This window comes from Vibrio profundum (genome assembly GCF_050337555.1).
GTDB classification, from domain to species: Bacteria; Pseudomonadota; Gammaproteobacteria; order Enterobacterales; family Vibrionaceae; genus Vibrio; species Vibrio profundum.
The window spans coordinates 303,789-317,605 of sequence record NZ_JAKJTA010000006.1 but is presented as its reverse complement, the minus strand read 5'-3'; the positions used below and the strand labels follow the sequence as shown (position 1 = coordinate 317,605).

Annotated in this window: 11 protein-coding genes, 1 tRNA gene and 2 rRNA genes; 5 read left to right on the top strand and 9 right to left on the bottom strand. The window is 46.3% G+C overall.

Annotation, left to right across the window (positions count from 1 at the left end; genetic code table 11):
• The 3 genes from L4C34_RS07500 to L4C34_RS07490 form a co-directional block, all read left to right on the top strand.
• Window positions 1-200: ribosomal RNA gene (locus L4C34_RS07500) — 23S ribosomal RNA — on the top strand; the annotation flags it as partial.
• A gap of 92 nt (window positions 201-292) precedes the next feature.
• Window positions 293-408: ribosomal RNA gene (gene rrf / locus L4C34_RS07495) — 5S ribosomal RNA — on the top strand.
• A gap of 82 nt (window positions 409-490) precedes the next feature.
• Window positions 491-581 (top strand) — tRNA-Ser (locus tag L4C34_RS07490).
• A gap of 253 nt (window positions 582-834) precedes the next feature.
• On the opposite strand, the gene L4C34_RS07485 is transcribed toward L4C34_RS07490, so the two are convergent.
• The 5 genes from L4C34_RS07485 to kdgK all read right to left on the bottom strand — a co-directional run bounded on the left by L4C34_RS07485 (window position 835) and on the right by kdgK (window position 4,979).
• Window positions 835-1,539: a hypothetical protein gene (locus L4C34_RS07485; RefSeq protein ID WP_428788709.1), complete on the bottom strand. Its 705-nt coding sequence runs from the start codon at window positions 1,537-1,539 to the stop codon at window positions 835-837.
• Between the two features lie 69 nt (window positions 1,540-1,608).
• Entirely contained in the window at window positions 1,609-2,442 is an 834-nt protein-coding gene (locus L4C34_RS07480) for a hypothetical protein (RefSeq protein ID WP_428788708.1), read from the bottom strand.
• Window positions 2,443-2,453: 11 nt separating this feature from the next.
• On the bottom strand, window positions 2,454-3,176 hold the full coding sequence (locus L4C34_RS07475) for a hypothetical protein (RefSeq protein WP_428788707.1): 723 nt from the start codon (window positions 3,174-3,176) through the stop codon (window positions 2,454-2,456).
• Window positions 3,177-3,409: 233 nt separating this feature from the next.
• Window positions 3,410-4,039: a bifunctional 4-hydroxy-2-oxoglutarate aldolase/2-dehydro-3-deoxy-phosphogluconate aldolase gene (locus tag L4C34_RS07470; protein ID WP_428788706.1), complete on the bottom strand. Its 630-nt coding sequence runs from the start codon at window positions 4,037-4,039 to the stop codon at window positions 3,410-3,412.
• 10 nt (window positions 4,040-4,049) lie between these two features.
• Window positions 4,050-4,979 (bottom strand): 2-dehydro-3-deoxygluconokinase, encoded by a 930-nt coding sequence (gene kdgK / locus L4C34_RS07465; protein ID WP_428788722.1) that lies wholly within the window; start codon window positions 4,977-4,979, stop codon window positions 4,050-4,052.
• Window positions 4,980-5,152: 173 nt separating this feature from the next.
• Between kdgK and kdgR the strand changes: the two genes are divergently transcribed.
• On the top strand, window positions 5,153-5,962 hold the full coding sequence (gene kdgR / locus L4C34_RS07460) for a DNA-binding transcriptional regulator KdgR (RefSeq protein ID WP_428788705.1): 810 nt from the start codon (window positions 5,153-5,155) through the stop codon (window positions 5,960-5,962).
• A gap of 60 nt (window positions 5,963-6,022) precedes the next feature.
• On the opposite strand, the gene add is transcribed toward kdgR, so the two are convergent.
• The 4 genes from add to glnA all read right to left on the bottom strand — a co-directional run bounded on the left by add (window position 6,023) and on the right by glnA (window position 11,403).
• Complete coding sequence (gene add, locus L4C34_RS07455) at window positions 6,023-7,027, bottom strand: adenosine deaminase (RefSeq protein ID WP_428788704.1); 1,005 nt, start codon at window positions 7,025-7,027, stop codon at window positions 6,023-6,025.
• A 158-nt stretch (window positions 7,028-7,185) separates the two neighbouring features.
• On the bottom strand, window positions 7,186-8,589 hold the full coding sequence (gene glnG / locus L4C34_RS07450) for a nitrogen regulation protein NR(I) (protein ID WP_428788703.1): 1,404 nt from the start codon (window positions 8,587-8,589) through the stop codon (window positions 7,186-7,188).
• 52 nt (window positions 8,590-8,641) lie between these two features.
• Window positions 8,642-9,703 carry a nitrogen regulation protein NR(II) gene (gene glnL / locus L4C34_RS07445; protein ID WP_428788702.1) on the bottom strand — a complete coding sequence of 354 codons (1,062 nt, stop codon included), beginning with the start codon at window positions 9,701-9,703 and terminating at the stop codon, window positions 8,642-8,644.
• 290 nt (window positions 9,704-9,993) lie between these two features.
• Entirely contained in the window at window positions 9,994-11,403 is a 1,410-nt protein-coding gene (gene glnA / locus L4C34_RS07440; RefSeq protein ID WP_428788701.1) for a glutamate--ammonia ligase, read from the bottom strand.
• Window positions 11,404-11,899: 496 nt separating this feature from the next.
• Here glnA and typA point away from each other — a divergent pair, with 496 nt between their 5' ends.
• On the top strand, window positions 11,900-13,729 hold the full coding sequence (gene typA / locus L4C34_RS07435; protein ID WP_428788700.1) for a translational GTPase TypA: 1,830 nt from the start codon (window positions 11,900-11,902) through the stop codon (window positions 13,727-13,729).
• The last annotated feature ends 88 nt before the right edge of the window (window positions 13,730-13,817 follow it).

The window sequence follows — 13,817 nt, the reverse complement described above, 5'->3', positions numbered from 1 at the left end:
AGTGGCATTGCCCGGTAGCTAAGTTCGGAATCGATAACCGCTGAAAGCATCTAAGCGGGAAGCGAGCCCTGAGATGAGTCTTCCCTGGCACTTTAAGTGCCCTTAAGGGTTGTTCAAGACTAGAACGTTGATAGGCAGGGTGTGTAAGTGCTGCGAGGCATTGAGCTAACCTGTACTAATTGCCCGTGAGGCTTAACCATACAACACCTAAGGGGTTTTGTGGACTCAAAGCCAAGAACGAATTGAATGTGTGACGAACTTTTAAAGCCAGCTTTCCGAATTTAAGCATTTGCTTGGCGACCATAGCATTGTGGACCCACCTGATTCCATGCCGAACTCAGAAGTGAAACGCAATAGCGCCGATGGTAGTGTGGGGTTTCCCCATGTGAGAGTAGGACATCGCCAGGCTTTAATAACATCTTTAGGATTAATACCTAAAGGTTATACTAGGTAAAGCAATATGTAAGACTTTATCGTAGTAACAATTTGTGGAGAGATGGCTGAGTGGTCGAAAGCACCGGTCTTGAAAACCGGCAACCGTTAATAGCGGTTCTAGGGTTCAAATCCCTATCTCTCCGCCACTATTAGAAAGGCCGCTGTTAATTCAGCGGCCTTTTTTATTGTTTCTTATTTGTGATTTTTACCTGTATCTCTATTACAGGCCTGGATATTACATCCGCTACAACGGCCATCCTTGGCTATATCTCTATATCTCTATATCTCTATATCTCTATATCTCTATATCTCTATATCTCTATATCTCGTGTGTCAGAGTGGCTGTATCGTTTGCATTCCTATTGCTACACCTAGCCTCAGATTTCCTTCTTTATACCTTTATCGATAACCACCTAAGAAAGGCTTCTTCTGGCGAGGTTTACGTGTCTTCTCTACATTAACCACACACAAGTAGTCCTCATGGAACAAGGCGTTATCTTGCATAGCACTCGGAATGGATAAACGCACTTTCGAGTTGGCTAGGATAGTCGTTTTTTGTTGTGATGATGGGGTCCGCATACGTGCTAAATCCCCAGCGATTAATTTAATCCCATTGTGCAAGATAACTTGATGGTTGTGTGTGAGCCCCTTAATCAGCGGGTAGCCATATAAGGTTAGTGGCTGTTCGATTAAGGAGATCGTTTCCTTAAATGTGACTTCTAGATAAGTTTCTTCCGAATGGATAACGGCCGCCAACTCATCTACCTGAGTTTGTACTGAAGCTGAAAAAACCCACTCGTTTAAAATGGGTTCCCACTTACCACCTAGCTGTAAGCAACGCTGGTAGATAAAGGTGTTTTTTCGCCCGGTAGCTAGCGTACAAATAGCGATACTATCGTGTTGTTGCTCGAAAGGCAGAGTCAGTCGAAAGACACTTTCTTTGGTATGGTGAGTATATCGGTCGGAAATCTCTTCCACATGCAACATTACGCGGCCTAAGGGAAGGTTTTGGCTGTTGTCATCGATAATGATGCGGCAATAGCCGCTGTCTTTCTCGCACAGATAATAGGAATCTTTGCGCTCTATAATATTGAACTCACGCATTTTCTAAGGCTCCAATGCTGTAATAAGGACAGATTAAACGGTGAAATAAGGCACTGGAGAAGGGATCAGCTAAGACTTTTCTTCTTTAATGTTGCCCCCGTGCTGGCGTAACTGATGGATGTTCTCTACCATTTCTCCTAATTTACCAGGTAACTTGTACCTACTGGCGACCAGTTCGTCAATACGTTGATCTGTTGGTGTTTTCTTAATATTGTCCATCGCGTTTTGTACGACATTCTCGCGTTCATTCAACGTTTGATCTTGATTGTATAAAATCACTTCTTCAAACGCTTCGAGGTACAAAGTGCGAAAATCTTCAGCCATGTATCTTTCAGACAAACTTTTTAGCTTGGCAGACTTACGTTGGCTAATATAGATCTCAACTCGACTTACCGGCTTTTTCAAAGTCAGAATGTTGGTTCGTGCTTCTAAAATTTCACGATCGGTCGGAGTATCTTTCAGTGCTTTGAATACGGCAAATGATGGTGGCCATTCGCGCCCTTTTTTCAGCCTTTCTTCTAGATTGTCGGTCAAACGTCGGTAACCGCTTTCATCTAAGGAGGCTGCAAAAATCATTAAGTGTCGATCAGGTTCGTCGCCAAACTCTTGCCTCACTTTCCCTTGGCCAAAGTTAAGGGTCATTTCATACCAAAACTTGAGAATCTTTTTCTGTTCAAGGCCTGAAAAGTTTGAGAGAAGAGTTTGCGTCTTCGCAGAGAAAATCTTCAATTCACTAGCGGTTAGGTCAACTTGAGCAGAGACACTGGCTTCGCTTTTATGCTTAGCTGGCACGCGGCTCTGACTTGGCTTGGCAGCCGATGGTTGAGAGGGGTCACTTGCTTTCTGTTTTACTCTCGAGAGGTAATGGTCAAATGATTCAGAAACACCTTTTGGCTTATTCATAAGCGCGCCTCTCAGTTATCGTCGTTAAAGTTGAAGTTAGAAATCTTTTCTTCCAAGACATCGATAGCTGAGCGTTTCACTTGAGGAGATTTGGCTGATTGCTGTCGGCCTCCACCCTGACGGTAGGTTTTCTCCGAGTGCAGGTGCGAATGCAAGCGGCTGGTCAACTCGTCGAGTGTAAACAGCTGGCGAGTAGGGGTCTCTCTCAAGCGTTCAATAAAGGACGCCCAGACATGAGTTTGCCCAGCAAAGCCGCTTTTGAACATGACCATCTCGGCCCAGTCTTCTACTACGCTAGGGGAAAGTTCGTTGATATTGATGCTTTTCCCGGAAATGGTACCGTTCAAGGGCGCGACCTGTGAACGATGGAAGCTGGAGACGCGGTTGTTTTGATAAAGACCTTGCGCCTGTCCTCGGTTTTGTTCGACCGTGTTGGGTTGTAAATCAGAAGGGGCGACGTAGGTATCAAAATTGAGCCGCCCTTTGATTTTCCCTTCTGAACGATAGGCTGGGGTGCGTTTATTAGTCCCAATCAGTAGCTGTTCAAGAGAAAGCTTGCTGATGAGGTTGTCAATCGCACTTTCAGACCCACACATCATCGTTTTTAGTTCATTCATACTGGTGATAAACGCGCCATCTCTATCGGCAAGTTCGGCCAATGTCACGAGCAGTAGTTTTTCTTCCATCGTGACCGTTTTATGGCACCAAGCTTTTTCAATGTATTTTGACGACATAGTATTTACACCAGTATGGGAAAGGAAATCGATAAGCGTATTTGATTCACTATTGTAGCAAAATCTCAACTTTCTATATACCAGTATAGTGGCTGTGCACCTAGCATGTGAAACACTGTTGGCGCGAATTGGGATGCTTGTAATGGCGGCTGGAGATCCTGAAATCCGCCGTCTATCGAGAAGCAAACGGCGGGGATAAGTTGATCAGTTGTGGAGGTGTTACACAATTCTTTTTAGTTACTGTTAGCTAGCTCGGCAGCTTTTCGAACAAGTGTAGCCAGTTCGTCCCAGCATTCGTTTTCAATCAACTTGTTGGCCACCATCCAAGTTCCCCCACAGGCAACGACACTTGGGTTGGAGAGGTAAGTGGTTACGTTTGCAGAGTTGATGCCACCCGTCGGCATAAAGCGCACCGGATAGACTGAACTCATAGCATTGAGCATTGCAGTACCGCCGGAGGCTTCTGCTGGAAAAAATTTTAATGTGTTTAAGCCCATTTCCATCGCTTGCTCCACTAGGCTAGGGTTATTGACCCCTGGAATAATGGTGATGTTGCGCAGCTGACAATATTTAACGGTACTTGGATTAAACCCTGGGCTGACAACAAAGTCGGCTCCTGCTGCAATGGCCGCATCTACTTGTGCAGAAGTGATAACGGTCCCCGCCCCAATTAGCATCTTCGGGTAGGCTTCGCGCATATTGGCGATAGCTTGGGCAGCTTGCTCTGTGCGAAAAGTGATTTCTGCGCATGGTAGGCCATTGTCTAATAATACTTGGCCAAGTTTGACGGCCTTAGAGGCGTCGTGGATGGTGATCACTGGGACAATTTTAATTTGCTGTAATTGGTTTTCGATGGTGGTCATAATGGGTTCCTTACAAAGTGGGCATGCTAGCGTGGGGAATGATGGCACCGCGGTGCTGGATAACGCTGCCGGCTAAAGTATGCCCAGCCATTGCGGCATCAATAGCGCTTGCCCCGAGCAGACGACGCGCCAGATAAGCAGCACTGAATGAATCACCTGCTGCAGTAGTATCAACAATGTTACTGATAGACTGAGCCGCGACTTGCCACTGTTCTTCTTGATTTGCGACGATACATGGTAGCGCGCCGCGTTTGATGATGATTTCGTCTACGCCGAAGCTGCGAGTTCGATTTAAAGTGTGCTGTTCTTCACTATCTCCCCATAACATGCATTCGTCTTCAAAGGTCAAAAACGCCATATCTGTGATCGATAGAATGTTGCGATAACACTGCTGCGCTTGTTCTCTATTCGGCCACAGCCCCGAGCGATAGTTGTTATCAAACGCGATTTTCACACCATCTCGGCGGCATTGTTTTAGGCAGGCTAGGAGCTTGTCTCGGCAATCATCAGGTAAAATGGCCAAACTGATGCCGGTTAGATAAATGAGACTTTTCTGACCAAAGTGAGCCAACAGCTCCTCAGTGCTGATTTCTCTCAACCAATATTTGGCCGCAGAGTCACTACGCCAATAGTAGAACTGGCGCTCTCCATCTGGGGTGTTCTCGATTGAGTAAATCCCAGGTAAGTGAGTGTCGGAGATATGCACCAGATCGGTGCTAATCGATTCTTTTTGCCATGCATTTACCATGCTAGTACTAAATGGGTCTTTGCCCATTCCAGTGACGTAATGGGCTGTTATACCTTGTTGCCTGGTTAGCCGGGAGAAGTAAACAGCGGTATTTAATGAATCGCCACCAAAACCTTGCTCGAGTTGGCCGTTAACTTGTTTCAGCTCTATCATGCATTCGCCGATAATCGCGATACGTTGGGTTAGGCTCATTGCGCCTCCTCCGTTCCCCTGATGGATGTTGGCATTATTGCTGTCATTGTATTCGCGATCAATAAAAATGAAACAGCGGTTCATAAATTTATGATCCATGTTTTAAGTTGTTTTATACCGATGGGAATTTGGGTATAGTCGGTGGGCGTTTTATTACTAAGGGGTGCCTGTATATGCCTCAGTCAAATCAGTCCGAGCCTGTATCTTCGGTATTGAAAGTGTTTACTATTTTGCAAGCGTTGGGCGAGCGAGGGGCCATCGGTGTCTCTGAACTTGCACAAAGTTTGATGATGTCGAAAGCGACCACATACCGCTTTTTACAAACGATGAAGTCATTGGGATATGTGGATCAAATCGGCGACTCGGATAAATACTCATTGACCTTAAAACTATTCGAATTAGGATCCACGGCATTAGAGCAGGTCGATTTAATTGCTTTGGCCGATCAACAAATGCGCCTGATTGCCGAAAAGACCAATGAAGCAGTGCATTTGGGGGTTATGGACAAAGATGCCATTGTTTATGTGCACAAAATTGATTCCGGATATAACCTGCGGATGTACTCTAGGATTGGTAAGCGAAACCCTCTGTATTGCACGGCAATCGGTAAAGTATTGTTGTCGGGACGGGCAGACTCTTGGGTGAAAGAGCGAATGGCGTCGGTTGATTTTATCCAATATACCGAGCAGACGTTGGCAAACACGGAGCAGCTATTACACGAGCTCGCATTAGTTCGCCAGCAGCATTTTGCACAGGATAATGAAGAACAAGAAATGGGGATTCGCTGCCTTGCGGTGCCGATTTTGGACCGATTTGGACATATTGTTGCCAGTATGTCGATGTCTTTTCCGACGATACGTTTTGAGGCTGAGCGTCTGCATGAATTTATCCATTTACTACATCAGGCCAGTAAAACGGTTTCGTTGAAAATGGGTTGGGCGGATTACCCAAACGTATCTGCCTCTACTAGCGCAAACAGCTAGAGGGAGCTCTGGAAAAATGAAAGCGCCACTAGTGCGCTTTCATTTTGATGCAGCGGCTGGTTAGACGCGCTTAGCTGCTTTTTCTTTCAGCTGCTGCTTCTCTTGTTCTGACAGGTAAGCCACGTCTAGGCCGTTGATCTGAGCCTGACGGATTTGTTCTTGGCTTAGGCCAGCTTGTGGTGCCGCCACTTGGTACTCGTGTGGCAGCTCAATCCCTTCCACTGCTGGATCGTCAGTATTTAGCGTGGCAAGAATGCCATGTTCTAAGAACTGTTTGACTGGGTGGTTGGCAATTGAGTCGATGGTGCTGGTTTGGAAGTTTGAGGTTAAGCAAGACTCAATACCAATCTTGTGCTCGGCTAAGTAGTCCATCAATTTCGGGTCATGAATAGCGTTAACGCCATGGCCAATACGACTGGCTCCTAGCTGGTTGATCGCTTGCCACATGCTTTCTGCGCCAGCGGCTTCCCCGGCATGTACCGTGATGTTTAGACCAGCATCACGCACTTGTTTAAAGTGATCGACAAACAACTCGCCTGGCTGACCAAGCTCATCACCGGCTAAGTCGACAGCCACGATGTGATCTTTTTGCGACAAAATACCATCAAGCTCTTGCTGGCAGGCTTGCTGGCCGAACGTGCGGCTCATAATACCAATCAAGTTAGTTTTGACACCAAAATCTCTCATGCCCGCTTGAACACCATCAACAATAGCTTCAACCACACCGTGTACAGGCAGTTTGTGTTTCATTGCCATGTAGTAAGGTGAGAAGCGTAGCTCTGCGTAATCAATCTGTGCGTTTAGCGCATCTTCGACATTTTCGTAAGCCACACGGCGACAGGCATCTAAATCGCCCAAAACTGCCACACCCCAATCGAGCTTTGATAGGAAAGCGACGAGTGAAGGCTCGACTTCGACGACTTGTACGTGTGGTGTTAGTCCCTTGATATCATTAGCTGGAAGTACAATACCGAACTTTTGGCCGAGCTCTAAAATAGTTTGACTGCGTATGTTTCCATCAAGGTGACGGTGAATATCGGTGAGGGGGAGGTTTTTAGTTATCATGTTTTGCTTCCTATTAGGCAATTGTCGCTAGTATAAAAACCCGCGACAATTGTGTCAGTAAGCAATTGCTAATAATTGCAGCAAAATATGAACTTGGACACCCGATACCCGCAGTCAATGAGCGCTGGGCACCTTAGTACCCAGAGGTAAGCAAGAGGTTAATACAACTCTTTTAGTTTTCGAGTCAAGGTATTACGACCCCAGCCAAGTACTTTTGCCGCGTCTTGCTTGTGGCCATTGGTGTGGGTCAGAGCAGCTTCGAGCAAAATACGCTCAAATTCTGGCAGGGCAAAAGACAATAAGTTGGTTTCCCCTGAAGATAACGCGCTTTCAGCCCATTGCGATAATTGCTGCTGCCAGTTGTGTTCACCCGAAAAAGTTTGGCTAGGTTTGGCTTCCATCAGTTCTGCAGGGAGATCTCTTGGCAAAATTTCACTGCCGCTTGCCATCACGGTGAGCCAGCGACAGATATTTTCTAATTGCCTGACGTTACCGGGCCAATCGAGTCGGTTCAATATTTCTATGGTGGTGGGATGCAAAGTTTTAACATCGACTTCTAACTCTTCGGCTGCCGTGGCTAAAAAGTGCAGGGTGAGCTTTTCAATGTCTTGCTTACGTTCCCTTAGAGAGGGGATCTGAATTCGAATCACGTTGAGACGATGGAATAAATCCTCACGAAAACCGCCTTTTTGTACCAGTTTTTCAAGGTGTTGGTGGGTTGCAGCGACAATGCGCACGTCGACCTTGATCGGAGAATGTCCGCCGACGCGATAGAACTGCCCATCAGCAAGCACGCGTAATAGACGAGTTTGAATATCAAGCGGCATGTCACCTATCTCATCAAGAAAGAGGGTGCCGCCATTCGCTTGCTCAAACCTTCCCTGACGGACGGTATTAGCGCCAGTAAAGGCGCCTTTTTCATGGCCAAATAGCTCCGACTCAATCAAATCTTTAGGAATGGCGGCCATATTCAGTGCAATGAAGGGTTGATTAGCTCTAGGGCTGTGGCGATGCAGTGCTTGAGCTACCAGCTCTTTACCCGTGCCGGACTCACCGTTGATTAATACCGAAATAGAGGACCGTGATAAACGACCGATGGCTCGAAAGACCTCCTGCATGGCCGGCGCTTCACCAATTATCTCGGGGGTTTCTTGAGGAAGGTTTTCGTCAGCGCTTTGGCCACGTCTTTGCTCTTGGCTATGACAGATCGCACGCTCGACTAAGGTCAACGTCTCGTCGACATCAAATGGCTTGGGCAAATATTCAAAGGCCCCTTTTTGGTATGCGCTGACCGCCGCGTCTAAATCTGAATGTGCGGTCATAATGATGACGGGCAGCTCAGGCACGCGGCTTTGTAGCTGGTTGAGTAGTGTGATGCCATCCATTCCCGGCATGCGGATGTCGGAGACCAACACATCGGGCGTTTCACGCTCCAAAGCCAGAAGGACACTTTCTGCATCGGAAAAGGTGTCACACTTTATATTGGCAGAAGATAAAGTCTTCTCCATTACCCAGCGGATTGAGCTGTCGTCATCCACCACCCAGACATATCCTTTACTCATTGACTAAATTCCTTACTCAAACCTGAAAGATTTCAAATTAATTAGTTAAATATTAAATAGGCAAATATATGGTGAACGCTGTTCTGCCCGGCCAACTCTCGACATCAATTTTGCCTTTATGTTGATCGATGACATTTTGTGCAATCGATAATCCGAGGCCTGTGCCGCCTTCTCGTCCACTGACCATGGGGTAAAACAAGGTATCCACAAGTTCAGCGGCGATACCGGGGCCGTTATCTATTACATCAATGCGCGCGGCAAGTTTATGTCTGTGGCCATGAATGTTCGCTTGATGTACCGTCCTTGTGCGAATAGTAATGTGACCAAGGGGCTGTTTAGCGAGGATTTGACCAGCGTTACTCACTATATTGAGCAGTGCTTGCTCAATTTGGTCGGTATCCATAAGTAAATTCGGCAGACTAGGGTCATAGTCGCGTTCAATCGTGACTGTGTTGCTGATATCTAGCTCAACCAGTTGGCGAATTTTCTCTAAAATTAGATGCAGGTTTTCTTGCTTGCGGACGCCGGGCCGCTGCGGTCCAAGCAGGCGATCAACCAAACTGCGCAGCCTATCTGCCTGCTCGATAATGATTTGAGTGTATTCGGTCAAGCTTTGATCAGGCAGCATACGTTGCAGTAGCTGCGCGGCGCCGCGAAGGCCGCCGAGGGGATTTTTTATCTCGTGCGCTAATCCACGAACCAAGAGCTTAGCGGCTTGCTGCTGGACATGTTGATTCATTTCTTGGCTCAGGCGGCGCTGTTGGCCGACTTTACGCAGTTCAACCAGCAACATCAGTTGCTTTGACCAAGAAACAGGGCTAACGGTGATTTCAAGAATCCACGGCTTACCTTCAATGATGAAGGTGACATCGCTATCGGTGATCGTTTGGCCACTTTGTATCGGATGTGTCAACAAACTAAGGTCGATCGAGGAATGCTGGATTAAGTTTGCGAGTGGCTGGTGGATGATACGTTTCGCGCTTTGCGAAAACAGCTGCTCTGCGGCAGGGTTTGCATAGTGTACTTGTAGCGATTCGCTGAGCATCAGCATGGCAGTCGCCATATTATCTAGCATGATGTTGTTTAGCTCGTGGTTCACCGTCAAATCCTTCATGGCTAATGCGTTGAGTGTGTTGCACTTATTTGGTGCATGGTGCGTTGCTAGTATGGCGCATTTACTTTATGAAGCCAAAACCAATCCATGGCAGAGTTCAATATGGTGCGGATTGTCAGCCGCTGGTACTTTGAGATCAAGAGCGATGCTCTGATGTAGTTCATTATGCAATAACAATGCCCAACCATTTGAAAGTATAGAAGATTTGTATATTTTTCTATTTTGTTTTGGTTGCGGAAGAAATAAAAAGCCCACCGATTTAGGTGGGCTAGTGCAACAAAAATGATCGTTTATACCGAGTAGTACAATTCGAACTCAATTGGGTGAGTCGTCATATTTACCTTCTCAACATCTTCAGATTTGAGTGTGATGTAAGAATCGATAAAGTCATCGGAGAAGACACCACCAGATGTTAGGAATTCGCGGTCTGCGTCCAATGATTCCAGTGCATCTTTGAGCGAGTAAGCAACCGTTGGGATCTCAGCTGACTCTTCAGCGGGTAGGTCGTAGAGATCTTTATCCATCGCATCACCTGGGTGAAGCTTGTTCTTAATCCCGTCAAGGCCAGCCATTAACATAGCGGCAAAACATAGGTAAGGGTTAGCCGATGGATCGCCAAAGCGCACTTCGATACGACGTGCTTTCGGGCTTGGTACCACTGGAATGCGGATAGATGCAGAACGGTTACGAGCTGAATAAGCCAACATAACTGGCGCTTCAAAGCCCGGAACTAGGCGTTTGTATGAGTTCGTTGCTGCGTTCGCGAATGCGTTGATTGCACGCGCGTGTTTCACGATACCACCGATGTAGTACAGCGCCATTTCAGAGAGACCGCCGTACTTGTCGCCAGCAAATAGGTTGACGCCATCTTTTGCTAGAGATTGGTGAACGTGCATACCGCTGCCGTTGTCGCCGACAAGTGGCTTAGGCATGAAGGTCGCTGTTTTACCGAATGCGTGGGCAACGTTGTGTACCACGTATTTGTAGATTTGAATCTCATCAGCTTTGGTGGTCAAAGTATTAAAGCGAGTGGCGATTTCGTTTTGACCAGCCGTTGCTACTTCGTGGTGGTGCGCTTCAACGACAAGGCCCATTTCTTCCATCACCAAGCACATTGCAGAACGAATATCTTGAGAAGAGTCGACTGGAGCGACTGGGAAGTAGCCGCCTTTTACGCCAGGACGGTGGCCTTTGTTGCCATCTTCGAAATCCGAACCTGAGTTCCATGATGCTTCAACATCATCGATTTTGTAGAATGAGCCAGACATATTAGTTGAGAACTTAACGTCATCAAATAGGAAGAATTCAGGTTCAGGACCGACTAGCACAGAATCGGCAACGCCAGTAGAACGCATGTAATCTTCAGCACGTTTGGCGATAGAGCGAGGGTCGCGATCATAGCCTTGCATTGTAGAAGGCTCTAGGATGTCACAGCGAACATTGAGAGTGGCATCTTCAGTAAATGGGTCAAGGACGGCCGTTGATGCATCCGGCATCATTACCATGTCTGATTCGTTGATTCCTTTCCAGCCAGCAACAGAAGAACCATCGAACATTTTGCCTTCTTCAAAGAAGTCCGCATCAATTTGGTGAGCAGGGATTGAGATATGCTGCTCTTTACCTTTGGTATCGGTAAAGCGCAAATCCACAAACTTAACTTCGTTCTCTTGAATCAACGATAGAACATTTTCTACTGACATCTTGGATAACCTCCAGTGTTGTTAAAGCGGTTTAAGCTAGATAAATAAAATCCAGCATTGATTAATGTACTCAAACAATGAATTAATCGATGCTGGCTCCCTCTAAGCTAGAAACGTGCCAAAAAAATATTCCTTTATTTTCAATATATTATAAATCAGTGAGTTGTCTTGGTGCAAGGTGGTGAACTGATTTGGTGCTTTGGTGCGCCATATTGGTGCAGTTGGGGCGCTGGCGTACCATTCTGAATAACATATAGTTTAATATTCAGCCTATCTTTGCTGTCGGTGTCAATTCGCGCGTCGAGATAATGTAAAGTTGCTGGAATGTTTGTCGGCAAGCCAAGGTTTTGTGCTGAAAATCGCCAGACTTGATCACAAATTTTTGGGTTTTGCGCCAAAATCTGGTACATTATGGCGGTTTTTTTAACCGAGTATGTGACCCAAAGCTGATTATCAGTTCTAGGGCTCATTTCCCTTATAAAGTGAATCAAAATCCATGGCTACTCCACAGATTGATAAGTTAAGAAATATCGCGATCATCGCGCACGTTGACCACGGTAAAACAACGCTGGTTGATAAACTGCTACAGCAATCGGGTACGTTAGAGTCTCGTGGTGAAGCTGAAGAGCGAGTCATGGACTCGAACGATATCGAAAAAGAGCGCGGTATTACCATTCTTGCTAAAAACACGGCAATTAACTGGAACGACTACCGCATCAATATCGTTGACACTCCGGGACACGCAGACTTCGGTGGTGAAGTAGAACGTATTATGTCGATGGTAGACTCAGTGCTACTTATCGTTGACGCAGTAGACGGCCCTATGCCGCAAACGCGTTTCGTAACACAAAAAGCGTTCGCTCACGGTTTAAAACCAATTGTTGTTATCAACAAAGTTGACCGCCCAGGCGCTCGTCCTGATTGGGTAATGGATCAAGTATTTGACCTATTTGATAACCTAGGCGCAACTGATGAGCAGCTAGACTTCACCGTTGTTCACGCTTCAGCTCTTAATGGTTGGGCAACAATGGAAGAAGGTACGGTTGGCGAAAACATGGAACCACTGTTCCAAGCAGTTGTAGATACGGTAGAAGCGCCTAACGTTGATATTGATGGCTCTCTACAGATGCAGGTTTCTCAGCTTGATTACAGTGCTTACGTTGGTGTTATCGGCGTATGTCGTGTAACTCGCGGTAGCGTCAAGCCAAACCAACAAGTGACTATTGTTGGTGCTGACGGTAAGAAACGTAACGGTAAAGTGGGCACAGTTCTAGGTTACCTAGGTCTTGAGCGTCATGAAGTTGAGCAAGCAAATGCTGGTGATATCATTGCTATTACAGGCCTTGGTGAGCTGAAAATTTCAGACACTATCTGTGATCAAAATAACGTTGAAGCGATGACTCCGCTTTCCGTTGATGAACCAACAGTAACGATGACGTTCCAAGTAAACACTTCTCCGTTCGCGGGTAAAGAAGGCAAGTTCGTTACTTCACGTAACATCCTTGAGCGTCTTGAAAAAGAATTGGTTCACAACGTTGCACTACGTGTTGAAGAAACGGATAGCCCAGACCGTTTCCGTGTATCAGGTCGTGGTGAACTTCACCTATCGATCCTTATCGAAAACATGCGTCGTGAAGGCTTTGAGCTAGCGGTATCTCGTCCAGAAGTAATCATCAAAGAAGAAGATGGTCAACTGATGGAACCGTTTGAAACGGTAACTATCGACGTTGTTGAAGAACATCAAGGTGCAATCATGGAAAGCATCGGTCTACGTAAAGGTGAGCTAACTGATATGGCTCCAGATGGTAAAGGCCGTGTACGTATGGACTTTATGATGCCTTCTCGTGGCCTTATTGGCTTCCAAACTGAATTCCTAACGATGACGTCTGGCTCAGGTCTTATTTACCACTCATACGATCACTACGGCCCACATAAAGGCGGCGTAATTGGTCAACGTAACAACGGCGTTCTTGTTTCAAACGGAACAGGTAAAGCCCTAACTTACGCATTGTTCTTCCTTCAAAGCCGTGGTCGCTTATTTGCAGAGCACGCAGATGAAGTATATGAAGGCCAGATCATCGGTATTCATAACCGTTCAAACGACCTGACAGTTAACTGTCTGAAAGGTAAGCAGCTGACTAACGTTCGTGCATCTGGTACTGACGAAGCTCAGGTTCTTTCTCCACCGATCCGTCACACTCTAGAGCAAGCTCTTGAGTTTATCGATGAAGACGAGCTAGTTGAAGTAACACCAGAAAATATTCGTATCCGTAAGAAGCTTCTTACAGAAAACGAACGTAAGCGTGCTGGTCGTCCAGCAAAATAATCGCTGATTATTAGCGCATAGAAAACCCCTGAATAGGTGATATTCTGGGGTTTTTGTTTATCTATCTAAGGGATATCTACACTTTTTT

Excerpts from the sequence above, each read along its gene's own strand:
- kdgK (WP_428788722.1), bottom strand. The coding sequence starts at position 4,979 with ATGAGCCTAACCCAACGTATCGCGATTATCGGCGAATGCATGATAGAG.
- L4C34_RS07470 (WP_428788706.1), bottom strand. The coding sequence starts at position 4,039 with ATGACCACCATCGAAAACCAATTACAGCAAATTAAAATTGTCCCAGTG.
- add (WP_428788704.1), bottom strand. The coding sequence starts at position 7,027 with ATGATAACTAAAAACCTCCCCCTCACCGATATTCACCGTCACCTTGAT.
- glnA (WP_428788701.1), bottom strand. The coding sequence starts at position 11,403 with ATGTCAGTAGAAAATGTTCTATCGTTGATTCAAGAGAACGAAGTTAAG.
- glnL (WP_428788702.1), bottom strand. The coding sequence starts at position 9,703 with ATGAAGGATTTGACGGTGAACCACGAGCTAAACAACATCATGCTAGAT.
- L4C34_RS07475 (WP_428788707.1), bottom strand. The coding sequence starts at position 3,176 with ATGTCGTCAAAATACATTGAAAAAGCTTGGTGCCATAAAACGGTCACG.
- typA (WP_428788700.1), top strand. The coding sequence starts at position 11,900 with ATGGCTACTCCACAGATTGATAAGTTAAGAAATATCGCGATCATCGCG.
- L4C34_RS07485 (WP_428788709.1), bottom strand. The coding sequence starts at position 1,539 with ATGCGTGAGTTCAATATTATAGAGCGCAAAGATTCCTATTATCTGTGC.
- L4C34_RS07480 (WP_428788708.1), bottom strand. The coding sequence starts at position 2,442 with ATGAATAAGCCAAAAGGTGTTTCTGAATCATTTGACCATTACCTCTCG.
- glnG (WP_428788703.1), bottom strand. The coding sequence starts at position 8,589 with ATGAGTAAAGGATATGTCTGGGTGGTGGATGACGACAGCTCAATCCGC.
- kdgR (WP_428788705.1), top strand. The coding sequence starts at position 5,153 with ATGCCTCAGTCAAATCAGTCCGAGCCTGTATCTTCGGTATTGAAAGTG.